This is a genomic window from [Actinomadura] parvosata subsp. kistnae (genome assembly GCF_900323885.1).
In the GTDB taxonomy this organism is placed as follows: Bacteria; Actinomycetota; Actinomycetes; order Streptosporangiales; family Streptosporangiaceae; genus Nonomuraea; species Nonomuraea composti.
The window spans coordinates 228,143-250,442 of sequence record NZ_OOHJ01000008.1 but is presented as its reverse complement, the minus strand read 5'-3'; the positions used below and the strand labels follow the sequence as shown (position 1 = coordinate 250,442).

The 22,300-nt window shown below is 72.7% G+C and carries 17 protein-coding genes and 2 pseudogenes; 4 read left to right on the top strand and 15 right to left on the bottom strand.

From position 1 onward, the window contains the following. Window positions 1-56 precede the first annotated feature (56 nt). From KIS93_RS09370 to KIS93_RS09345, 6 genes and pseudogenes are all read right to left on the bottom strand, one after another. Window positions 57-1,199, bottom strand: coding sequence for a cytochrome P450 (locus tag KIS93_RS09370; protein ID WP_080040656.1), 1,143 nt, complete (start codon window positions 1,197-1,199; stop codon window positions 57-59). A gap of 223 nt (window positions 1,200-1,422) precedes the next feature. Continuing rightward, complete coding sequence (locus KIS93_RS09365; RefSeq protein ID WP_186404045.1) at window positions 1,423-2,289, bottom strand: IclR family transcriptional regulator; 867 nt, start codon at window positions 2,287-2,289, stop codon at window positions 1,423-1,425. A gap of 52 nt (window positions 2,290-2,341) precedes the next feature. After that, entirely contained in the window at window positions 2,342-3,112 is a 771-nt protein-coding gene (locus KIS93_RS09360; RefSeq protein WP_222107364.1) for an XdhC family protein, read from the bottom strand. Continuing rightward, window positions 3,109-5,442, bottom strand: a complete 2,334-nt coding sequence (locus KIS93_RS09355; protein ID WP_230466366.1) for an aerobic carbon-monoxide dehydrogenase large subunit — start codon at window positions 5,440-5,442, stop codon at window positions 3,109-3,111. Before KIS93_RS09355 ends, KIS93_RS09360 begins: the two co-directional genes overlap by 4 nt. 11 nt (window positions 5,443-5,453) lie before the next feature. After that, a pseudogene (locus KIS93_RS09350) lies at window positions 5,454-5,857 on the bottom strand ((2Fe-2S)-binding protein). 59 nt (window positions 5,858-5,916) lie between these two features. Beyond that, a complete protein-coding gene (locus KIS93_RS09345) occupies window positions 5,917-6,780 on the bottom strand; it encodes an FAD binding domain-containing protein (protein WP_080040652.1) in 864 nt (287 codons plus the stop codon). A gap of 87 nt (window positions 6,781-6,867) precedes the next feature. On the opposite strand from KIS93_RS09345, the gene KIS93_RS09340 reads away from it, so the two are divergent. Beyond that, complete coding sequence (locus tag KIS93_RS09340) at window positions 6,868-7,776, top strand: LysR family transcriptional regulator (RefSeq protein ID WP_080040651.1); 909 nt, start codon at window positions 6,868-6,870, stop codon at window positions 7,774-7,776. A 4-nt stretch (window positions 7,777-7,780) separates the two neighbouring features. On the opposite strand, the gene KIS93_RS09335 is transcribed toward KIS93_RS09340, so the two are convergent. From KIS93_RS09335 to zwf, 6 genes are all read right to left on the bottom strand, one after another. Further along, complete coding sequence (locus KIS93_RS09335) at window positions 7,781-9,091, bottom strand: MFS transporter (protein WP_080040650.1); 1,311 nt, start codon at window positions 9,089-9,091, stop codon at window positions 7,781-7,783. A 104-nt stretch (window positions 9,092-9,195) separates the two neighbouring features. Continuing rightward, window positions 9,196-10,794, bottom strand: coding sequence for an ATP-binding protein (locus KIS93_RS09330; protein ID WP_222107363.1), 1,599 nt, complete (start codon window positions 10,792-10,794; stop codon window positions 9,196-9,198). 118 nt (window positions 10,795-10,912) lie between these two features. Further along, window positions 10,913-11,524, bottom strand: coding sequence for a bifunctional 4-hydroxy-2-oxoglutarate aldolase/2-dehydro-3-deoxy-phosphogluconate aldolase (eda, locus tag KIS93_RS09325; RefSeq protein WP_080040649.1), 612 nt, complete (start codon window positions 11,522-11,524; stop codon window positions 10,913-10,915). Window positions 11,525-11,603: 79 nt separating this feature from the next. Then, the gene (gene glk, locus KIS93_RS09320) at window positions 11,604-12,569 is read right to left on the bottom strand and encodes a glucokinase (RefSeq protein WP_080046968.1); all 966 of its coding nucleotides are present in this window, start codon (window positions 12,567-12,569) and stop codon (window positions 11,604-11,606) included. Between the two features lie 162 nt (window positions 12,570-12,731). Then, entirely contained in the window at window positions 12,732-14,663 is a 1,932-nt protein-coding gene (edd, locus tag KIS93_RS09315) for a phosphogluconate dehydratase (RefSeq protein ID WP_222107362.1), read from the bottom strand. Then, window positions 14,660-16,135 (bottom strand): glucose-6-phosphate dehydrogenase, encoded by a 1,476-nt coding sequence (zwf, locus tag KIS93_RS09310; protein WP_155128063.1) that lies wholly within the window; start codon window positions 16,133-16,135, stop codon window positions 14,660-14,662. The genes edd and zwf overlap by 4 nt, the downstream gene beginning before the upstream one ends. Before the next feature lie 142 nt (window positions 16,136-16,277). Between zwf and KIS93_RS09305 the strand changes: the two genes are divergently transcribed. Continuing rightward, window positions 16,278-17,492: an ROK family transcriptional regulator gene (locus KIS93_RS09305; RefSeq protein ID WP_080040647.1), complete on the top strand. Its 1,215-nt coding sequence runs from the start codon at window positions 16,278-16,280 to the stop codon at window positions 17,490-17,492. Window positions 17,493-17,618: 126 nt separating this feature from the next. Here KIS93_RS09305 and KIS93_RS09300 read toward each other — a convergent pair whose 3' ends face one another. After that, the gene (locus KIS93_RS09300; protein WP_080046966.1) at window positions 17,619-19,193 is read right to left on the bottom strand and encodes an ABC-F family ATP-binding cassette domain-containing protein; all 1,575 of its coding nucleotides are present in this window, start codon (window positions 19,191-19,193) and stop codon (window positions 17,619-17,621) included. Between the two features lie 104 nt (window positions 19,194-19,297). Between KIS93_RS09300 and KIS93_RS68915 the strand changes: the two are divergent. Both KIS93_RS68915 and KIS93_RS64860 read left to right on the top strand, forming a co-directional pair. Next, window positions 19,298-19,480, top strand: a pseudogene (locus KIS93_RS68915) (TetR/AcrR family transcriptional regulator); the annotation flags it as partial. A gap of 645 nt (window positions 19,481-20,125) precedes the next feature. Continuing rightward, entirely contained in the window at window positions 20,126-20,533 is a 408-nt protein-coding gene (locus KIS93_RS64860; RefSeq protein WP_230466523.1) for a TetR/AcrR family transcriptional regulator C-terminal domain-containing protein, read from the top strand. Between the two features lie 152 nt (window positions 20,534-20,685). Here KIS93_RS64860 and KIS93_RS09285 read toward each other — a convergent pair whose 3' ends face one another. Then, the gene (locus tag KIS93_RS09285) at window positions 20,686-21,240 is read right to left on the bottom strand and encodes a hypothetical protein (RefSeq protein WP_155128060.1); all 555 of its coding nucleotides are present in this window, start codon (window positions 21,238-21,240) and stop codon (window positions 20,686-20,688) included. Between the two features lie 307 nt (window positions 21,241-21,547). Further along, on the bottom strand, window positions 21,548-22,273 hold the full coding sequence (locus KIS93_RS09280) for a DUF2470 domain-containing protein (RefSeq protein WP_230466365.1): 726 nt from the start codon (window positions 22,271-22,273) through the stop codon (window positions 21,548-21,550). Between the last annotated feature and the right edge of the window lie 27 nt (window positions 22,274-22,300).

The window sequence follows — 22,300 nt, the reverse complement described above, 5'->3', positions numbered from 1 at the left end:
CCGGCATCCCGTTTGTACCCCAGACTCTAACGGAGGAAGGGCCTGCCCGTTGGCCACTAGCCCCCAGGAGGGTCGCGCCGCAGCGGCCTCATGGTGACCCGCAGCCGCGACAGGTCGATGGCGTGGGGGAGCGGCCGGTGCTGGGAGATGAGCCGCCCGACGGGCTTGGGACGGGCCGCGCCGAGCACGGCCGCGAGGAAGGCGGTGCCGACGGCGAGCGTCAGGTGCACGCCGCCGCAGCCGGGCCGCGCCCACCACTCGTCGGCGGCGGTGCCGTCGAGCCAGATCTCTGGGGCGAACGTGTTCGCGTACGGCAGGCGCGGGCTGCGCTGGTGCGCCGCGATCGGCACGAGCACGGTGGTGCCGGCGGGCAGCGGGCTGCCGTACCACTCGGTCTCGGTCGTGGTGATGCGGGCCAGGGCGGGCACGGGCGGCCACAGGCGCAGTCCTTCGCGCAGGCAGGCGCGCAGGTGGTCGGGGTTCTTGCGGGCCGCCTTGCGGTGGGCGGGGTGGGCGGCGAGCAGGGCCAGGGTCTGCGTCAGGCCGGCCGCGCTGGCGCCCAGCCCCATCATCCAGAACGCGGCCTGCATCAGCGCCCGCGACTCGCTCTCCGGCGTCTCGGCGATCAGCCCGGCCAGGCTGCCGGGCTCGGCGCGGCGCAGGTGGTCGATGATGCGGGCGTCGTAGCGGCCGGACAGGATCTCCTGGCGCCGCCTGGCCCGCCACCGGCCGGCCCGGGTGACGCCTTCGAGCAGCCGGGTGAGCTCCTCGTCGTCGGCCGCGCCGTCGCCGTAGACGCAGCGCCTGGCCACGCGCTGCCAGCAGGCGTTGAGGCGGGCGTGGTCGACCACGCCCTCGGTGAGCGCGGCGGCCTCCTCCCTGGCGATCTCGATGAAGCGCGGGCGCAGCACGTCCGTGGGCAGGCCGAAGGGGCGCTCGTCGAGGGTGGGGGCGTAGGCGTCGTCGTCCTCGGTCAGCACGCGCACGGCGTCCCGCTTGGACAGGATCAGCAGGACGCGGCCGCGCAGGCCGCGCACGAGCACGGGCCGGCCGCCGTAGCGGGTCTCCAGGGTGGCCAGCAGCGCGCGGGCCCGCAGCGGGTCGCGCCCGCGCGTCACGTGCGGCGTGCCCGGGGGGACGAGCGTGGCCGCCAGGCGCAGGCTCTCCAGCAGGGTGGCCCTGGGCAGTCCCCTAGGCACGTGTGACCTTCCGCGCTCTCATGCGTCGATGTGATCGCTCGCGGGGGCGCGTTCGCAATGCGGGGTTTCGGTCAGTGGAACACTTCCGGCCACAAGATCGGTACGCGTTCCGTTGACCGGAACGGAGTCACGCGCCGAGCGGCGCGGCCGCGCACGGAGTCACGCGCCGAGCCGTCCGGGGGAGAACGGGATCACGCGCCGAGCAGGGCGGCGGGGAACGGGATCACGCGCCGAGCAGGGCGGCCGAGATCGCCTGGGCGGCGCCGCGTACCGAGATGCCCAGCTTGGCCAGCGGCGCCAGGTGCGCGGGCGCCGCCACCCCGACCGCCATGCAGATCCGCCCGCCGGGGCCGAACACCGGGGCCGCCACGCACGCCACCCCCTCGGTGAACTCCTCCTGCGAGTAGGCGATGCCGTGCCGGCGGACCTGCGCCAGCTCCCGTTCGAGCCCGGCCAGGCTGGTGATCGTGCGGCGGGTCAGCCGCTCGAACGTGCCCCGCGCCAGCAGCTCCTGGCGCAGCCTCGGATCGAAGGCCAGCAGCGCCTTGCCGGTCGCCGTGCAGTGCAGCGGCGCCCGGTCGAGGCCGTCGGAGCGCGAGCCGACCCGGTTGTGGCCGTACAGGCGCTCGACGTAGCGGATCTCCAGGCCGGACGGCACGGCCAGGTTCACCGTCTGCCTGGTGGTCTCGAACAGGTACAGCAGGTACGGCAGGACGACCCGGCGCGTGCCGGGCACGCGCGCCCGGGTGATGCCGGCCATCGACTCCAGCAGCTCGCCGGGCAGGTACGCGTTGCCCACCCGGCGGGCCAGCTCGCGCGAGCACAGCACGCCCAGGATCCGGTGCGCGGTCGACTTGGGCAGGCCCGTGCTGCGGCACAACTGCGACAGCGTGACGGGGCGGGAGGCGGCGCTGAGCGCGAGCAGGAGGTCGATCCCGCGCTCCAGGCTGCCGGGCTGCGACGCCGGACGCTCATCCGTCGCGTTCGCCGGCGCCTGGCTGACCGTCGTCCTCGCCTGCTCGTGGCTGACCGTTTCCGTGCTGACCGTTTCCGTGCTGACCGTTTCCGTGCTGACCGTTTCCGTCGGCATTGACATCCCTCTCGCTCGCCGGACAGCGGAAGGGGCTCCCGGGGCTGCGGCTTTACATGTCCTGGCCTACCCGGTCGCCGCTCGCCGATACCTCCGTCCGGCGCAGCCCGACGATCTCCGCGTACACGGATACGGCCACTTCACCGGGCGTTCTGGCCCCGATGTCCAGACCTGCGGGCACGTGGACGCGTTCGCCTCCCTCCACCCGCGCCAGCACCGCCGCGCCCCGCCTGCGGCTGGCGATCAGCCCGACGTACGGGACGCCGGCCGCCAGCGCCTCGCGCAGCACCGGCTCCTCGCCCACGCCGTGCGAGGCCACCAGCACGGCGGTCGTGTCGGCGGCGATGGGGCCGGGGCCGGGCTCGACCGCGTACCCCATCGCCTGCCCGACGGCGGTGAAGGCGCGGGCGATGGGGCTGTCGCCGTGCACCCGCACCAGCGCCGGCGGCGAGACGGCCTCCAGGAAGATCTCCAGCGTGCCGCCCGACAGGCACGGCTGGCCCACGGCGACCAGCCCCTCCTCCTCGCGCGGCGCGTCCTCCTGCGGGGTGATCCGCAGCAGCGTGGCCCCGCCGGTGCCCAGCAGGCGCAGGCCCTGCGCGCGTACGGTGTCGGTGGCGCACACGCCGCCCACGAACCCCTCGATCGTCCCGTCGGCCAGCACCAGCGCGCGATCGCCCGCCTTGGCGCTGGTCGGGCGCTGCGCCCGCACGACGGTGGCCAGCACGTACGGCTCCCGCCCCGACCGCAGCCGCGCCACCCTCGTGTCGAGGTCGGCGGCCGGCCGGGGCCGGGAGGCGGGCATGCCCAGGAACTCGGTCATGGCACGGCCAGGTCCGTGCGGAACGGGTTTCCGTTGACGACCCGCCACACGTTCGCGGGGGTCAGCGGCATGTCGGCGTGCCGCACCCCGTACGGCGCGAGCGCGTCCACGACGGCGTTGACCACGGCGGCGGGGGAGCCGACCGTGGCCGACTCGCCGACGCCCTTGGCCCCGATCGGGTGCGTCGGCGAGGGCGTGACGGTCTCGCCCAGCTCCCACGACGGGCACTCCATCGAGGTGGGCAGCAGGTAGTCCATGAACGAGGCCCCGAGGTGGTTGCCGTCCTCGTCGAACGCCATCACCTGCATGAGCGCCATGCCGACGCCGTCGGCCAGCCCGCCGTGGATCTGTCCCTCGACGATCATCGGGTTGATCCGCACGCCGCAGTCGTCCACGGCCACGAACCTGCGCACCTTCACCTGCCCGGTGCCGGGGTCGACGTCCACGACGCAGATGTAGGCGCCGAACGGGTAGGTGAGGTTCGGCGGGTTGTAGACGGTGACCGCGTCGAGGTGGCCCTCGACGCCCTCGGGCAGCTCCAGGTTCGAGTGGGCGGCCAGCGCGATCTCCGCCAGCGACTTGCCGGTGGACGGGTCGCCCACCACCGACCACCTGCCGTCGGCCCACTCCAGGTCGTCCGGGGAGGCCTCCAGCATGGCCGCGGCGACGATCTTGGCCCGGTCCCGTACCTTCCTGGCCACGATGGCCGTGGCGGCGCCCGAGACGGGCGTGGAGCGCGAGCCGTACGTGCCGAGGCCGAACGGCGTCTGGTCCGTGTCGCCGTGCACCACCTCCACGTCGTCGGCCGGGATGCCCAGCTCCTGCCCGACGATCTGCGCGAACGTCGTCTCGTGCCCCTGCCCCTGCGACTGGCACGACACCCGCAGCACCGCCTTGCCCGTCGGGTGCACGCGCAGCTCGGCGCCGTCGGCCATGCCGAGGCCGAGGATGTCCATGTGCTTGCGCGGGCCCGCGCCGACCGCCTCGGTGAAGAAGCTGACGCCGATGCCCATCAGCTCGCCCCTGGCCCGCTTGTCGGCCTGCTCGGCGCGCAGCTTGTCGTAGCCGGCCAGGTCCATGGCCAGCCGCAGCGCCTTCGGGTAGTCGCCCGAGTCGTACTCCCAGCCGGTGGGGGAGGTGTAGGGGAACTGCTCGGGTTTGAGCAGGTTGCGCAGGCGCAGCTCGGCCGGGTCCATGCCGAGCTCGGCGGCCAGCACGTCCACCATGCGCTCCACCAGGTAGACGGCCTCGGTGACGCGGAAGGAGCAGGCGTAGGCGACGCCGCCGGGCGCCTTGTTCGTGTAGACGCCGGTGACCTCGCAGTGGGCGGTCTCGATGTCGTACGAGCCGGAGAAGACGTGGAAGAACCCGGCGGGGAACTTGGTCGGCTGGGCGGTGCCGTTGAAGGCCCCGTGGTCGGCCAGCACCTTGACGCGGATGCCCTGGATTCTGCCGTCGCGGGTCGCGGCGATCTCGCCGCGCATGTGGTAGTCGCGGGCGAAGGCGGTGCTCATCAGGTTCTCGGAGCGGTCCTCCATCCACTTGACGGGCTTGCCGGTGACGATCGAGCCGACGATCGCACACACATATCCTGGATATATCCCGACCTTGCCGCCGAAGCCGCCGCCGATGTCCGGCGAGATCACCCGGATCTTGTGCTCGGGCAGCCCGGCCACCATCGCGTACAGCGTCCGGTGGGCGTGCGGCGCCTGCGTCGGGCACCAGACGGTCAGCTTGCCCGTGACCTTGTCGAAGTCCGCCACCGCCCCGCACGTCTCCAGCGGCGCCGGATGCACGCGCGGGTACAGCATGTCCTGCGCGACCGTCACCTCGGCCCGCTCGAACACGGCGTCCGTGCGCGCCCTGTCGCCGGCCTCCCAGTCGAAGATGTGGTTGCCGGTACGCCCCTCCAGGTCGTCCCTGATCACCGGGGCGCCGGGGTCGAGCGCCTTCCGCGCGTCGATGACCGCGTCCAGCGGCTCGTAGTCGACGTCGATCAGCTCCAGCGCGTCCCGCGCCGAGTACGGGTCCTCCGCCACCACGAACGCCACTTCCTGCCCCTGGAAGCGCACCTTGTCCGTGGCCAGCACCGCCTGGATGTCGTTGGACAGCGTGGGCATCCAGGCCAGGTTCAGCCCGGCCAGCGTCTGCCCGGTGATGACCGCCCTGACCTTCGGATGCGCCTCGGCCGCGCTGGTGTCGACGGAGACGATCCGCGCGTGGGCGTGCGGGCTGCGCAGGATCGCGCCGTACAGCATGCCGGGCAGGCGCACGTCGTCGGTGTAGGTGCCGCGCCCGCGGATGAACCGGGCGTCCTCCTTGCGATGCATCCGGCCGAAACTCATCTGCTCGCCTCCGCGGCCCATCTGATCGAACGCACGATGTTCTCGTAGCCGGTGCACCGGCACAGCTGCCCCGAGATCGCCTCCCGGATCCGCGCCTCGTCGGGGTCGGGGTCGCGGTCGAGCAGGGCGCGGGCGGTCAGCAGCATGCCCGGCGTGCAGAAGCCGCACTGCAGCCCGTGGCACTCCACGAACCCCTTCTGCACCACGTCCAGCTCGCCGTCCCGCTCCAGCCCCTCCACGGTGGTGACCTCGTGCCCGTCGGCCATGACGGCCAGCACCGTGCACGACTTGACCGGCACGCCGTCCAGCCGCACCGTGCACACCCCGCAGTTGGAGGTGTCGCAGCCCAGTGGGTGCCCGTCAGGCCCAGCTCGTCGCGCAGGAAGTGCACGAGCAGCAACCTCGGCTCGACGTCCCTGGTGTACGCCTGCCCGTTCACGGAGACCGTGATCCGCATCCTCAGCTCCTCCCCGCCGCCCTGACCAGCGCGCGCCGGGTCAGCTCGGCGGCCAGGTGACGCTTGTAGTCGGCCGGGCCGCGCTGGTCGGCGTGCGGCGCGCAGCCCTCGGCCGCGATCCGGCCGGCCTCGGCGAACGCCTCCTCGCCCGGCTCCCGTCCCTCCAGGTAGGTCTCGGCCTCGGGCGCGCAGAAGTGCGGCGCGCCGACCGCCGTCAGGCCGATGCCGGCCTGGACGATCGTGCCGCCCTCGATCCGCAGCACCGCCCCGGCCGCCGCCACCGGCCAGTCGCCGGCGCGCCGCTCGACCTTCTCGTACGCGCTGCCCGTGCCGGCCGCGACGGGCACGCGGAGCTGGATCAGCAGCTCGTTCGGCGCGACCGCCGTCTCGTACGGCCCCTGGTGGAACCGCCTGACCGGCACCGTACGGACCCCGCCCGGCCCCTGGACGACCGCGGTGGCGCGCAGGGCGGCGAACACCGCGGCCAAATCCTCGGAAGGATCCCCCTGGCACAGAGAACCGCCAACGGTCCCCCGATTTCGCACAATTGGGTCGGCAATAACACGCTCCGCATCACGAAATATCGGGAAAAGGTCGGTGGCGGTAACACTCTCCAACAGCTCCGTGTGTCGCACCATCGCCCCGATCGCCAGCTCGTCGCCCTCCACGGCGATCCGCCCCAGCTCGCCGGCCAGGCCGTTGATGTCGATCAGGGCCTCGGGCTGGGCCAGCCGGAGCTTCATCATCGGGATGAGGCTGTGCCCGCCGGCGACGACCCTCGCCTCGGGCCCGTAGCGCTCCAGCAGCTCGAGCGCGTGCGGAACGCTGTCCGCTCTCTCGTATGCGAACGTCGCGGGAACTTGCATGAGAGCACATAAGCGGTTACCGATTTGTCGCGACAATCCGCAAATAAGACTTTCCTTAACACCGGGCGGACAACTAAAAAGAGGGGTGTGACTCTCAGCCAGCTCGGCGCGTTCGTCTTCGTCGCCCGCCTCGGCTCGGTCAAGGCCGCCGCGAAGGCACTCGGCGTCAGCGAGCCCGCCGTCTCCCAGTCACTCGCCCAGCTCCGCCGCCACCTCGGCGACGCCCTGCTGACCCGCTGCGGCGACCGCATGGTGCTCACCGAAGGCGGCCGGCGCCTGCTCGGCATCGCCTCCCAGATGGTCGCCCTCGGCGCCCAGGCCGTCGCCGCCGTCCAGCCCGGCCGCCCCTCCCGGCTGCACGTCGTCATGGACGCGGGCCTGGCCGAGTACGTCGCCGGCCCGCTGCTCTGCCTGTTCACCCAGCGCAAGCCCGCCGACGCCACCACCGGCGTGGCCGCCACCGCCGAGACCCCGCTGCTGCTCACCAGCCGCCTGGCCGACGTCGCGCTCGGCGCCCAGCTCACCGGCGAGGGCCTGGTCAGCCGCCCCGTGCTGCGTTGCCGCCTCATCGTCGTCGGCTCCCCCCGTGGCCGCCGCGACCACTGGCTCGTCGGCCCGTCCGGCACCGACCCTGCCAGCGACACCAGCCGCCTGCTCAGCCTCCTGCGCGTCCAGGAGTCCCAGGTCCGCGTCTTCGCCAACCAGACCGCCGCCTGGAAGGCCGCCGCCGAAGGCGCCGGCGTCGCCCCCGCCACCGCCCACCTGGTGTCCTCGCAGCTGCGCCGGGGCGAGCTCGTCCCCATCGAGACGCCCGCCACCCCGCTGCCCGCCTACTGGTACGCCACCACCCTGGAGCCCGCCATCCGCCCCGCCGCCGCCGGCACCTTCCTCGACTTCCTCACCACCCCCGCCGCCACCCAGGTCATGCGCACCCCCGACGAGGGCATCCCGCGCAGCCGCTTCCGCCCCCCGGTGCACGTGTCGATCTGGAGCTGACAGCTCACGGACGCCCGTAGGCGGCGTGCTCCGAGATGTCGATCTTCGACCGGTCCGGCAACGCCAGCGTGGCCGCGAACCCCACCACCGCCCCCGCCACCATGAAGACCGCGATGGCCTGCCAGCCGTAGTCGTGCAGCAGCCACGTCGCGATCAACGGCGCGGGCCCGCCCGCCACGACCGAGGCCAGCTGGTAGCCGAGCCCCGCGCCCCCGTACCGCAGGCTGGTGGGGAAGCTCTCCGCGATGAGCGAGGCCTGCGGGCCGTACTCCATCGAGTGCTGGATCTGCGTGACGATGACGGTGGCGAAGACGACGGCGACGATGCCGGTGTTGAGCAGCAGGAAGTACGGGAACGCCACCACCGCCAGCAGCGCCGCCCCCGCCGCGTACACCAGGCGGCGGCCGACCCGGTCGCTGAGATGCCCGAAGAACGGGATGGCCACCAGCTCCACCGCCGCCGCGCAGGTCACAGCGGCCAGCGCGACCGTGCGCGGCAGGTGGAGCTGCTGCGTCAGGTACGCGATGGCGAACGTCGTGAACAGGTAGAACGGCATCTGCTCCGACATCCGCAGCAACGCGCTCAGCACGACCTCCTTGGGATGCCGCCGGATCACCTCGAACACCGGCAGCCGCACCACGTCGCCGCGCTCCACCACCCGCGCGAACATCGGCGTCTCCAGCACCTTGAGCCGCACCCACAGCCCCACCGCGACCAGCACCAGGCTCGCCAGGAACGGCACCCGCCACCCCCAGTCCCTGAACGCGTCGCCGGCGGTCGCGGCCAGCAGCGACATCGCGCCCGTGCCCAGAATGAGGCCGATCGGCACGCCCACCTGCGGCCAGCTCGCCATCAGCCCCCGCCGGCGCTGATCACCCCACTCCATCGACAACAGCACCGACCCGCTCCACTCACCGCCCACCGCGATGCCCTGCACGATGCGCAGCACCACGAGGATGATCGGCGCCGCCACCCCGATCGACGCCGTGCCCGGCAGCACGCCGATCAGCGCGCTGGCCACCCCCATCAGCAGCAGGGTGACGATGAGCGTCGCCTTGCGCCCGATGCGGTCACCCCAGTGCCCGAAGATCGCCGCACCGACCGGGCGGGCGGCGAAACCCACGAAGTTCGTCGCGAACGCCGCCAGCGTGCCCGCGTACGGGGTCGACTCCGGGAAGAACACCTCGGCGAAGACGACCGCGGCGGCGGTGTTGTAGAGGAAGAAGTCGTACCACTCGATGGCGGTGCCCACCACGCTGGCGGTCGCCGCCTTACGGACCTGAGCTTTGTGCTGCGCCGACGTCGGCTCGCTCATTCGCGCCTCCCGGGAGTGCGGCCCCGGCCTCGTGGATCGTCCCTACGACTGCTCTACTCCGATCCCCGGCCGTTGACCAGCCCCGCGCCTCAGCGAGCCGCCGCTCACGCCCGCAGGACGGTGACCTGGCGGCCGGACGGCGTGGTCGCCTGCCCGAAGCTCCCGCGGTCCTTCCAGACCGGGGCTTCGGGGCGGCGATCGAAGATCACCAGCACGCCGGTGGGCAGGGTGAGCCGGTCCAGGTAGCGGTCGAGCTGCGCCAGGCCCTCCGGTTCCGGGTCCTCCGCGCCGGGCCGCCACACCTTCAGCTCCATGGCCTCGCGCTGCACCTGACGGTCCCCGTCGGGACCGGTGTAGGGCCAGCGGACCAGCACGTCCAGGCGCTTGGTGCCGGCCGCGTACTCGCGGTCGAGCTGGCCGCCACCGTTGACCAGGCGGTGCAGGAAGGCCATGAGGATGATCTGGCAGGCGGCCTCGTGGTAGCCCTCCTGCCGGATGAGCACCTCACCGTGCTCGCGCCAGAACACCACGAACTCCTCCAGCAGGCGCGGCAGGTCGAACCGGCCGTCCGGCAGCACGAGACTCCGTGGTGAGACCGTGACGTAATTCTCCGAAGCGGCGCCGAGCACGCGCAGGATGACCTCGCGGTAGATCGGGTTCGCGACCTCCAGCGGGGGTTTCTCCTTGATCAGGCCCAGGTCGCGTGCGTAACACAGGTCGTCGGAGAAGGTGAAGTCGATGTCGGGGAAGGTGCCGGCCAGCACGGGCTCCAGCACCCGCTTGACCCGGGGCTCGTGGAGCCGCTCCATCAGGGAGTCCAGGTGGGTGGCTCGCGCCCGGATCAGCCGTTCCTCGGCCTCTTCCACCTGGCCGACGGTGATGGTGCCGGTCACCTTCATATTGAAGGTGATCTCATGGGCGAGGGCGTTGACCAGCCAGGGTTGGCCCTGGGTCAGCTCGAAGACCCGCTCCACCGCGTCCTTGGTGAAGTCCTGGCCGGTCGCCTCGGTGTGCTGGCCGTACAGCTCGGCGATCTCGTCGGCGGTGAAGTCACCCAGGCGCAGAGACTCGGCGACGATGTTGAACGGGCTGGCCGGGTTCGACCCCTCGGAGGCACTGCCCGAGGCGACCTTGTAGTCACGCAGGTCGCGCAGCCCGCACAGCACCACGGATGCGGGGAACGGAAGCCCGAACGGCCGCGCGTTGCGGCCATCACGGAGCTGGCTGAGGATGCTGACCATGCTGTTGCCTCGCAGGGCGTCGATCTCGTCGAGGAACAGCACCACCCGGCGCGGGCTGCGCTGGCACCACTCGGACAGCGCCGAACTGAACCGGGTGCCGGCCGGGGCCTCGGGCCAGGGATCCGGCGGCAGCAGCTCCGCCGGCCATTGCGACCGACCGGCGGCCTGGCGCAGCGACTTCAGCAGGATCTCCTCCGCGGCTGCGTAGTCGTCACCGGCCGACTTGGCGCGTTCGCAGGAGAACATCAGGGCGGCGACGTCGCCCTCTGCGGTGAGTTCGGAGGCCAGGGTGCCGAGCGCGGTCGTCTTGCCGGTCTGCCGCGGAGCGTGCAGCACGAAGTAACGGTCCATCTCGATCAGCACGCGTGCCTCGGGGAGCCGTTGCGTAGGAGACAGCATGTAGTGCTGCTTCCGGTCGCACGGCCCGGTGGTGTTGAAGTATCTCGCCCCGGGTGCACGCATGATGGCATTGTGTCATCAACCGGCTACGGAGACACACCGTTCCCGTCGCTCACACGCCCGATGCGACATCTGCCCCGAAGCCGGGGCGTGATCGCCGCCCCGGCTCATGCCACATGAGTTACCTGAGCGCCGCCGCCTCCGCAGCGAGCTTCTCCACGCGCCCCCAGTCCCCGGCCGCGATCGCGTCGGCCGGGGTCAGCCAGGTGCCGCCGACGCAGCCCACGTTCGGCAGGGCCAGGTAGTCGGGTGCGGTGGTGACGCGGATGCCGCCCGTCGGGCAGAAGCGGACGTCGGGCAGCGGGCCGGACAGCGACTTCAGGTACGGGATGCCGCCGGCCGCCTCGGCCGGGAAGAACTTGAGCTCCTTGATGCCGCGCTCCGCCAGCGCCATGATCTCCGAGACGGTGGCCGCGCCCGGCAGGTACGGCACGCCGCTGGAGTCGAGGGCCTCGACCAGCGACAGGGTCGTGCCGGGGGAGACGAGGAACTTGGCGCCCGCGGCCACCGACGCCGCGATGTCGTCGGTCGTGCGGATGGTGCCCGCGCCGACGGTGGCCTCCGGGACCTCCTCGGCGATCCTGGCGATGGCGTCGCGGGCGGCGGGCGTGCGCAGGGTCACCTCGATGACCGGCAGGCCCCCGGCCACGAGGGCGCGGGCCAGGGGGACGGCGGTGGCGGCGTCCTCGATCACCACGACCGGGATCACTGGGGCGAGATCGAGCAGGCTCATGGGGTCACTTTCTCCTCGTCGGCCGTCGCGACGGCCGTCGTCTTGTCTCGTACAACGTGCTCACCTGCCCAGGGCGGGCTCAGCTCACCAGCTCGGTGCGGGCGTGCTGGCTCAGCCAGGCGGCCGCGCCGGTCATGCCGGGCTGGGCGGCGACGATCAACACGGTGCCGATGCCGGCCAGGTAGGCGGCCATGTCGGGGTTGTCCTCGAAGCGGGTGCGGAAGGCGCTGGCCCGTACCCGCTCCACGATGCGCGGCAGCACCCCGCCGGCCAGGTAGACCCCGCCGCGGGCGCCGAGCGTGAGCGCGACGTTGCCGGCGAAGGTGCCGAGCATGCCGCAGAAGACGTCGACCGTCTCCGCGCACAGCGAGTCGTCGACCCTGGCGACGATGTCGGAGGCGGTCAGCTCCGGGGCGGTGACGCCGTTGACCAGGGCGAGCGCGCGGTGCAGGCGGACCAGCCCAGGGCCGGACAGCAGGTGCTCGGCCACGACGTGCGGCAGGCCGTGCGCCTGCAGGGCCTTGACGACCTCGATCTCGCGCGGCTCGAACACCGGCACGGTGGCGTGCCCGCCCTCGCCGGGGACGGCCGTCCAGCCGCGCTCGGTCGGGACGAGGCCGCCCACGCCGAGCCCGGTGCCGGGGCCGAGCACGGCCTTGACGCCGTGGCCGGGCACGGGGCCGCCCAGGGACACCAGCTCGTCGCCCTCCAGGTGCGGCAGCGACACGGCCAGCGCCTCGAAGTCGTTGAGCAGCCGGGCGTAGGGGACGTCGAGGTCGCGGATGGAGCCGGACCAGTGCGAGTTGGTGAGCTTGTAGTGCTCGCCGTCGATCGGGCCCGCCAGCGCCAGACAGGCCGCCCCCGGTCGCACTCCGCCCGCGTGCTCCGCGAGATAGGCGGCTACGGCTTCGGGGAGGGTGGGGTAGTCGGCACCGGGCAGGACCGCGACGTTCGACGGGCGCGCGCCCAGCGAGGTGACCAGGCCGAACCGGGCGTTGGTCCCCCCGATGTCGGCGACGAGCCACGGAAGGTCAAAGGCACTCACGGATACCTCCGGCATTCGGGGCGGCGTCAAGATCGCTCGCCATACACCGAAGGATCCCACGGTCGTTCACTTTTCCCCAGGCGGGGTGGTGCGGACGTACGGGCTCTGGAGCGTTCAGCGACCGCCAAACGGACATAAAGCACCGTACCGGCAAATAGCCCGTCACCGGACCAGCGCACCGACCGGTGCGCCCGTCTCAAGGTGGGAGTTGCCCGCCTCCGCGGGGAAACCCAGGCCCGGGCCGTGGTGCGGCGACTCGGCGCCGCTCACCCCGAAGATGCCCGCGCCCTGCTCCGCGTGCCCCGCCATCCGGCGGAAGGCGGCGAACAGCTCGCGCCCCGTGCCGACCCACTGCGCGTCGCTCAGCGGCCGGCCCTCCGGCGTGCGCCGGGCCAGCTCCTCGGCCGGCACCAGCAGCTCCAGCGTGCCCGCCGCCGAGTCCAGCCTGATCACGTCCCCCTCGCGCACCAGCGCGATCGGCCCGCCGTCGGCCGCCTCCGGCGACAGGTGGATGGCCGCCGGCACCTTGCCCGACGCGCCCGACATGCGGCCGTCGGTGACGATCGCCACCCGCTGCCCCCGGTCGAGCAGCACCGCCAGCGGCGAGGTCAGCTTGTGCAGCTCCGGCATGCCGTTCGCGCTCGGGCCCTGGTAGCGGATGACCGCCACGAAGTCCTGCCCGTCCAGCTCGCCCGCCTCGAACGCCTTCAGCAGGTCGAGCTGGTCGTGGAAGACCTTGGCCGGCGCCTCGATCACCAGGTGCTCCGGCTTGACGGCCGAGACCTTGCTGACCGCGCGGCCCAGGTTGCCCTCCACCATGTGGATGCCGCCGTCGGCCGAGAACGGGTCGGCGGCCGGGCGCAGCACGTCCAGGTCCTTGCTGCCGCCGGTGACCGGCGACCAGACCAGCTCGCCGTCCACCAGCTCCGGCGCCTCCCGGTAGCGGTCGAGGCCGGGGCCGGCCACGGTCAGCACGTCCGCGTGCAGCAGGCCCTCGTCCAGCAGGTCGCCGATGAGCACCTGCATGCCGCCGGCGTCGCGGAAGTGGTTCACGTCCGCCTGGCCGTTCGGGTAGATCTTGGTCAGGGACGGCACCACCCGCGACAGGCGGGCCAGGTCGTCCCAGGTCAGCACGATGCCCGCGGCGGCGGCCATGGCGACCAGGTGCAGCGTGTGGTTCGTGGAGCCGCCGGTCGCCAGCAGCGCGACGCACGCGTTCACGATGGACTTCTCGTCGACCAGCTCGCCGATCGGCGTGTACTCGGCGCCGTGCGCGGTGATCTCCACCGCCCTGCGCCCCGCCGCCTGCGTCAGCGCGTGGCGCAGCTCGGTGTGCGGGTTGACGAACGTCGAGCCCGGCAGGTGCAGGCCCATGACCTCCATCAGCGCCTGGTTGGAGTTCGCGGTGCCGTAGAAGGTGCAGGTGCCGGGCGAGTGGTACGACTTGGCCTCGGCGTCGAGCAGCTCCTCGCGGCCGACCTTGCCCTCGGCGAAGAGCTGCCGGGTGCGGGCCTTGACCTTGTTCGGCAGGCCCGACGCCATCGGGCCGGCCGGCACGAAGATCGCGGGCAGGTGCCCGAAGTGCAGCGCCCCGATGAACAGGCCCGGCACGATCTTGTCGCACACGCCCAGCAGCAGCGTCGAGTCGAACATGTCGTGCGACAGCGCGATCGCGGTCGCCATCGCGATCACGTCCCGGCTGTAGAGCGACAGCTCCATGCCCGCCCGGCCCTGCGTGATGCCGTCGCACATGGCCGGCACGCCGCCCGCCACCTGCGCCACGCCGCCCGCCTTGCGCACCGCCTGCTTCAGCTCCGGCGGGTACGTCTCGTACGGCTGGTGCGCGGACAGCATGTCGTTGTAGCTGGTCACGATGGCCACGCCGGGCTTGGCGGAGCCGCGCAGCGCCGGCTTGTCCTCGGCCGGGGCGCCCGCGAAGCCGTGCGCGAGGTTCGCGCAGCCCAGGTGCGCCCGCGCCGGGCCCTTCTCCCTGGCGGCCGCGCCGTCGCGGCGGATCCGCTCCAGGTACGCGGCGCGGCTGGCGGCGCTGCGCTCGGCGATGCGGTCGGTGATCTCCTGGATGATCCTGTTCACATGTCCTCCTCGTGCCAGGCGCGACCGCTGCGGCCGAGCAGTTCGTGGGCTCCGGCGGGGCCGGTGGTTCCTGCGGGGTAGGGCTCGGGCAGCGCCGGGTCGGCCGCCCAGGCGTCGAGGATCGGGTCGATCCACCGCCAGGCCGCCTCGACCTCGTCGCGGCGCATGAACAGCGTCGGGTTGCCGGCCAGCACGTCCATGAGCAGCCGCTCGTACGCCTCCGGCACCCGCGCGCTGAACGTCTTGCCGAAGCTCAGCGACAGCGGCACCGGCTTCAGCGTCGTCTCACCCGCGCCCGGCTCCTTCGCCATGATGTGCAGCTCGATGCCCTCCTCCGGCTGCAGCCGCAGCACGAGCCGGTTCGGGGCGCCGCCGGGGAAGATGGAGTGCGGCACGTCCTTGAACTGCACCACGATCTCCGAGCGCCGGTACGGCATGCGCTTGCCGGTACGCAGGTAGAACGGCACGCCCGCCCATCGCCAGTTCTTGATCTCGGCGCGGATCGCGGTGAACGTCTCCACCCGGCGCGAGGCCTCGTTCGGCGGCGTGGAGGCGGGCTCGTCGAGGTAGCCCACCATGCCGCCGGCCTCGGTGTACTGGCCGCGCACGGTGAAACGGTCCACCTCGCTGCCCGCGATCGGCCGCAGCGCCTGCAGCACCTTGACCTTCTCGTCGCGGATGGCCTCGCGGTCGTTGCGGGCCGGCGGCTCCATCGCGGTCAGCGTCAGCAGTTGCAGCAGGTGGTTCTGCACCATGTCGCGCAGCGCGCCCGCGTGGTCGTAGTAGCCGCGCCGGCCCGGCGTGCCGACCGTCTCGGCGGCGGTGATCTGGACGTGGTCGATCCAGAGCGAGTTCCAGATCGGCTCCAGGAACGCGTTGGCGAAGCGCAGGACCAGCAGGTTCTGCACCGTCTCCTTGCCCAGGTAGTGGTCGATGCGGAAGATCTGGCGCTCGTCGAAGATGGCGCCGACCTCGTCGTTGATGCGCTGCGCGCTGGCCAGGTCGTGGCCGAGCGGCTTCTCCAGCACCACGCGCGAGCGCGGCGTCACCAGCCCGGCCTGCTCCAGCTCCCGGCAGAACGGGCCGAACGTCCTCGGCGGGCTGGCCAGGTAGAAGACGCGGTCGCGCTCCTCGTACCCGGTCAGCAGCTCGGCCAGCGCGCCCCACCCGGAGGAGTCGGCCCGGCCGACGTCCACCGACACGTGGTGCAGGCGGGACAGGAAGCGCTGCCACTGGCCCTCGTCGTCCACGGGGAGCTGGTCGCGTACCTCGGCGTCCACCTTGCCGCGGAAGTCCGCGTCGGTCAGCCCGCCCCGGGACATGGCGATGACGCGGGTCTCCGGGGAGAGCCTGCCCTCCCTGTCGCTGTGGTACAGCGCCGGGATCAGCTTGCGCATGGACAGGTCGCCGGTGCCGCCGAACACGACGAGGTCAGCGGTGTGTGCAGTGGGGGCCGGGGTGGAGGTGGACACGGTAAGAGGCTCCGATGATCTACCAAGCAGGGACAGAACGGACACTAACGAGAGTTTGGGTCGTACACAAGCGGAGTTTTGGCATTTGAGATGAAAAAGTCGTGACTTTTCATGACACAACCGCATGTGGTTCACTTAACCGATGCCTCGACGTACCGCTGCCGCCCTCGCCACCAGTGGCGAGGTGCTCCGCCTCATCCGCACCGGTGAGGCCGTGACGCGGGCCGACCTCGGCCGGGTGACCGGCCTGTCGCGCCCCGCGGTGCAGCTGCGCGTCGGCGAGCTGCTCGAACGCGGCCTCGTCGTCGAACGCACCGACGCCCCCTCCACCGGCGGCCGGCCACCCGTCCGGCTGGAGTTCAACGCCGCCGGCGGCGTCGTGCTCGTCGCCGCGCTCGGCGCCTCACGCACCCGGGTCGCCGTCTGCGACCTCGCCGGGGCCGAGCTGGCCGGGCGCGAGTTCGCCATGGACGTGGAGCAGGGCCCCGACATCGTGCTGCCCCTGCTCATGGACACCTGGGACGACCTGCTCGGCGACCGCCCGCGCGCCATGATCCGGGGCGTCGGCATGGGCGTGCCCGCCACGGTCGAGTTCGCCCAGGGCCGCACCGAGAGCGCCCGCGTCATGGCGTCCTGGACCGGCGTCGTGATCCCGCCCATCATCCGCGAGCGCTTCCCCGTCCCCGTCCTCGTCGACAACGACGTCAACGTGCTGGCCATCGGCGAGCACCGCGGCGCCTACCCCGACCTCGACGACCTGATGTTCGTCAAGATCTCCACCCGCATCGGCGCCGGCGTCATCGCCGGCGGCGGCATTCTGCGCGGCGCGCTCGGCGCCGCCGGCGAGATCGGCCACATCCCCGTCCTGGACGGCGGCGGCGTCCTGTGCCGCTGCGGCAACTACGACTGCGTCGACTCCGTCGCCAGCGGCACCGCCCTCCTGCGCGACCTGCGCGCCCGCGGCAAGGACGTCAAGACCATCGCCGACGTCACCGCCCTCGTCCGGGCCGGCGACGCCGAGACCATGGCCACCGTCCGCGAGGCCGGCCGCCGCATCGGCGAAGTGCTGGCCGGCGCCGTCAACATCCTCAACCCGTCGGTCGTCGTGCTCGGCGGGGACGTCGCGGAGGCGTTCGGGCCGCTGGTGTCCAGCATCCGCGAGGTCGTCTACCGCCGCTCCACCGCCCTGGCCACCCGCCGCCTCCGCATCGAGCCGAGCCGGCTGGGGGCGGGGGCCGGGATCAGCGGATGCGCGGTGATGGTGCTGGACCACGTGCTGTCGCCGGAGGCCGTGGACGAGACCATGACCCTCACCACGCTCCGCCGCGACCGCCTGCCCGCCACCGAAGCCAGCTGAACCGGTCGGATCAGGGGCCCCAGCCCCCGGCAGAGACCCCAAGCTCCGGCGAGGCGGGCTGCGTCAGAGACCAGGCCCCGGCGAGGCGGGTTGCGTAAGGGACCAGGCCCCGGCGGCGCCTGCCGGTCAGAGATCCCAGCGGGGTGTGTCGCTCTCGCGTACCAGCCCATCGGCCCCGAAGATCAGGTACCGGTCGAGGTCGTCGGCGAACCACCGGTCATGGGTCACCGCCAGCACCGTGCCCTCGAACCCCGCCAGCCCCGCCTGCAACGCCTCCGCGCTGGCCAGATCCAGGTTGTCCGTCGGCTCGTCGAGCAGCAGCAGCGTCGCGCCCGACAGCTCCAGCAGCAGGATCTGCAGCCGCGCCTGCTGCCCGCCCGACAACGTCTCGAACGGCTGTCCGCCCGCCGGCGCCAGCTCATAACGCGCCAAAGCCGCCATCGCCTCGTTGCGGGTCATGGCATGCTCCCGCATCACCACCTCGGCGGTGGGCCGTCCGTGCAGGTCCGGGCGCAGGTGGGTCTGGGCGAAGTGGCCGGGTGAGACGCGGGCGCCGAGCCGGACGGCGCCGGTGTGCGCGATCGGCTCGCCCGCCAGCAGGCGCAGGAAGTGGGACTTGCCGGTGCCGTTCATGCCGAGCACGCCGACGCGCTCGCCGTACCAGATCTCCGTCGAGAACGGCCGCAGCAGCCCGCTCAGCTCCAGCTCCTCGCACACGACCGCCCGCTTGCCGGTACGGCCGCCGCGCAGCCGCATGCGCACGTTCTGCTCCTTGGGGGCGCGCTGCGGCGGCCCCGCCCGCTCGAACCGCTCCAGCCGCGTCACCGCCGCCTGGTACGCGCCCGCGAGCGCGTCGTTGTTCGCCGAGCGCTGCCGCAGCAGGTGCACCAGCCGCCGCAGCCTCGCCCGCTCCTCCTCCCAGCGCTGCCGCAGCTCCTCCAGCCGCTCCTTGCGCCGCCTGCGCGCCTCCGCGTACCCAGCGAACCCGCCGCCGTGCACCCACACCGAACGCCCCTCCACCGTGATGATCCGGTCGGCGGCCTCCGCCAGCAGCCGCCGGTCGTGCGAGACGAGCAGCACCGTCTTGGCCGAGCTCCTGATCGCCCGCTCCAGCCACTGCTTGCCGCGCACGTCGAGGAAGTTGTCGGGCTCGTCGAGCAGCAGCACCTCGTCGGGGCCGCGCAGCAGCGCCTCCAGCATCAGCCGCTTCTGCTCCCCGCCCGACAGCGTGGCCAGGCTCCGGTCCTTGATCTCCTCGTACGGCAGGCCGAGCGCCTCGGTGGCGCACACGTCCCACACCACCTCCAGCTCGTAGCCGCCGGCGTCGGCGTAGTCGGCGATCGCCTGCGCGTAGGCGAGCTGCCGCTCCTCGTCGTCGCGCGCCGCGATCGCCGCCTCCGCCCGCTCCAGCGCCGCCCACGCCTCCCGGACCGGGCGCGGCGCCACACCCAGCAGCAGATCCCGTACGGTGCCCGCGCCCAGGAACTGCCGCATCACCCCGACCCCGCCCGTGGCCGCTACCCGCCCCTCGTCCGGCGCCAGCTCGCCCGCGACGAGCCGCAGCAACGTGCTCTTGCCCGCCCCGTTCGGCCCGACCAGCGCGGCCTTCGCGCCGTCACCCACCTTGAACGACACCTCCAACAGGAGAGGACGCCCGTCGGGCAGCAGGTACGTCACTCCGCTCACCTCGACATGCCCCACCGAGCCCTCCTCGCGCACGCCGCTCGACCACCGATCGAGCCACCGGACCAACGTTCCACCCAATAGACCATCGATCCGGTCCCCGTACAACGTATTATCCCGGGGTGGACAACGTGTGGTCGCGAACCCAGAAACCCCCAAGGCAGACCCTCACGCTGGAGCGGATCGTGTCGGAAGCGGTGGCCCTGCTGGACGAGGAGGGCGTCGGCCGCCTGACGATGCGCCGCCTCGCCGAACGCCTCGACACCGGCTCGACCACCCTGTACTGGCACGTCAAAACCAAGGACGACGTGCTCGACCTGGCCCTCGACGAAATCTTCCGCGAGGTCCGCCTGGACGACCTCACCCCGGCCGGAGGGGGTCAAGGCGTGGGACGCGCCCCCGGTGACGGTGTAAGCGGCGGGCGCGACCAGGGTGAGGGTTCGAGCGACGGTCGCGCTGGCGACGGGCCCCAAGGCGAGGGCGTGGGGCGCGGAGGCGCCGTGGGCGAAAGTCGAGGCCCGGGTGCGAGCGATGGTCGCGGCGGCGAGGGCGCTTACGGCGAAGGCGCGGGGCGAGGAGGCGCGGGGCGTCGAGGGGCGGTCCGTGAAGGCGCGTCAAGCGGAGGCCAAGGCGCGGGGGCGAGTGGCCGTCGCGGCGGCGAGGGTGCCCACGGTGAGGGCATGTGGCATGGAGGTGCGTTCGGCGGCGGTCACGGTGGCGAGGGAACTCACGGCGGCCAGAGCGCTTACGACGGCCAAGGGGCTCACGGAGAAGGCGTGGAGCCCGGAGGTGCGTTGGGTAGGAGTCGAGGCGCGGGGGTGAGCGGCGCGCGCGGTGGCGTGAGCGTCCACGGGGGAGGCGTGAGCAGCGGTCGCGGTGGCGAAGCCGTCTACGGCGAGGGCGCTTACGGCGAGGGCGTTTACGGCGAAGGTGTGGGGCGTGGGCGTCGTGTGAGCGAGGGGCTGGTGGGTGAGGGGTGGCGGGGGCCGGTGCGGGGGTTGATGCGGCGGTGGCGGGGGGCCCTGCTGCGGCATCCCTGGTCGGCGACGCTCCTCGATCGCCCGCTCATGGGCCCGCACGCGCTCGAGCGCACCGAGTTCCTGTACGAGACCCTGACCGCCGCCGGGTTCACCGCGCCGAAGACGGCCGCCTACAGCCTCTCGAACTACGTGATGGGGTCGGTCATCATGCAGGTGACGTGGGAGCGGAGCGGCGGCACCGACACGGGCCACTTCCTGCGGGAGCGGGCCGACCGCTATCCAGCGCTGGCCGAGCACGGACTGGAGCACGACTGGGACGCCACGTTCGACGAGGGCCTCGGCTACCTCCTGGAGGGCATGGCCCGCTCACGCCAGTAGGCCGGCCGCCCCGCTCGAAGGTGGGTCACTCCGTTCCTGGGCTGGCCGCCTCGCTCGGAGGTGGGTCACTCCGTTCCTGGGCTGGCCGCCCGCTGAGGTGGGGTCGGCGCGTGCGGCTCGGGCGTCGGGCCGGAGTCGGGTGCCGGTGCGGGTCACCGCTTGGGGCCGTGGGTCTTGTCCTGGCCGCCTCTCTGGGGCTCCTTCGTCTGGCCGGGGGGCCTGTGGTCGGTCTCGTTCGCGGTCGGTGATGTGGTCGGCGCGACGGGCGTCGTGCTCGGTGCCGGCGTCGGGGAGGGTCTCGTGGCGGGTCTCGTTGTGGGGGTCGTGGCGGGTCTTGAGGGGCGGATCGTGCCGGAGGGGGTGATGGCGCCGGCCGGCCTGGTTCTGGTGCGGACGGGTGTCGGCGTGGCGGGGGCCGAGCGGCGTGTCTTTGGTGTGGTCGTGCGGAGGAGGCGGGCGGTCGGCGGGCGGGTCGTCGGGTCCTGGGAGGAGGGTGGGGCTGTGGCGGACGCCGAGGGGGCGTCGTCGCCGCCCGGCCGGTTGACGGCGTCGAGTCGGGTGCCGTTGAACGTGCCGCCGATCAGGACCGCCGCGCAGGCCAGCGTCAAGGTGCCGCCCAGGGCAGCGACGATCATCAGTACCCGCCTGCGGCGGCCGTTCTGGTCGGCGAGCACGGCAGTGCCGCTCGTCCGATGCGCTCCACTCACGGGTCAGCATCGTAGGGACAGCGGCTCGCCCACCTGGCCGATGTGGCGATTTGTCCGAACAACTGTGATCAACTCGGATTGTCACCAGCCCGGACATCGCGAGGTCAGCACGTGCGCGGCGGCCCGGGCATCGCGGGGGTCAGCACGTGCGCGGCGGCCCGGACATGGCGGGGTCAGCACGTGCGTGGCAGTCCGGGTGTGATGGCGTCGGCACGTGCGGGGCGGCGCGGGCGTGACGATGTCAGCACGTGCGCGGCGGCCCGAGCGTGATGGCGTCGGCGCGTGTGCGGGAGCGGACATGACAGCGTCAGCACGTGCACAGCAGTCCGCGTAGTGCCGTCTCCAGGCACAGCTCCGAGCGGGCCGGGGTGGGCCAGGGGAAGCGGACCAGCGACTCGTCCACGCGCACCGTGGCCCCGTACCGGTCCAGCTCCCACAGCCACACATCCCCGGCCGGCTCGCCGAGCTGGCGGGCGACGCCGGCGGCGAGTTGGGCGCGGTGGGAGGAGTTGACGTGGGCGAGCACCCGCTCCGCCGTCTCGGTGAGCGGATCGGGTGCCGCCCCCAGGTAGTCGTCGGCGTCGAGGACGCCGGACTCCTGCCCGGTCAGGTACACCACCTGCCCCACGTCGAGCCGCAGCAGGCGGGGCGCGTGCGGGTGGCCGAAGCGTTCCAGGGCGTCGAACAGGCTCTCGTCGGCGAGGTGCGCGGCCACTGCCACGGCGGCGGAGCGGGCCTCGGCCTCCGGTACGGCCTCCGCCCAGCCCTGCACCTCGATCAGCCCGCGCGGGTGGGTGGCGGCGCCGAGCTGGCGCATCGCGGTGAGGTTCACGGCCACGACGGCGTCGGCGCGCAGGCCGTGCAGGCTCTCGCCGGGGTGGACGAGCAGGACGGGGCGGCCGCGCTCGTCCACCCCGCCGCGCGCGGGGGAGGGGGCGCCGTCGACGGAGAGCTTGGCGACGTCGGCCGTGGCGGCGAGGGTGCGGACCCTCTCCGGGATCGGCAGCATGGCGCGTTCGGGGATCGGCAGCATGGCGCCTCCTTGAGAGCAGCAGGAGTG

What these genes read in the sequence shown, in the direction of transcription:
- KIS93_RS09305 (WP_080040647.1), top strand. Translation starts at nt 16,278, where the DNA reads ATGCCTCGACGTACCGCTGCCGCCCTCGCCACCAGTGGCGAGGTGCTC.
- eda (WP_080040649.1), bottom strand. Translation starts at nt 11,524, where the DNA reads ATGAGCCTGCTCGATCTCGCCCCAGTGATCCCGGTCGTGGTGATCGAG.
- KIS93_RS09360 (WP_222107364.1), bottom strand. Translation starts at nt 3,112, where the DNA reads ATGACCGAGTTCCTGGGCATGCCCGCCTCCCGGCCCCGGCCGGCCGCC.
- KIS93_RS09345 (WP_080040652.1), bottom strand. Translation starts at nt 6,780, where the DNA reads ATGCAAGTTCCCGCGACGTTCGCATACGAGAGAGCGGACAGCGTTCCG.
- KIS93_RS09330 (WP_222107363.1), bottom strand. Translation starts at nt 10,794, where the DNA reads ATGCGTGCACCCGGGGCGAGATACTTCAACACCACCGGGCCGTGCGAC.
- KIS93_RS09355 (WP_230466366.1), bottom strand. Translation starts at nt 5,442, where the DNA reads ATGCATCGCAAGGAGGACGCCCGGTTCATCCGCGGGCGCGGCACCTAC.
- KIS93_RS09280 (WP_230466365.1), bottom strand. Translation starts at nt 22,273, where the DNA reads ATGCTGCCGATCCCCGAACGCGCCATGCTGCCGATCCCGGAGAGGGTC.
- KIS93_RS09335 (WP_080040650.1), bottom strand. Translation starts at nt 9,091, where the DNA reads ATGAGCGAGCCGACGTCGGCGCAGCACAAAGCTCAGGTCCGTAAGGCG.
- KIS93_RS09365 (WP_186404045.1), bottom strand. Translation starts at nt 2,289, where the DNA reads ATGCCGACGGAAACGGTCAGCACGGAAACGGTCAGCACGGAAACGGTC.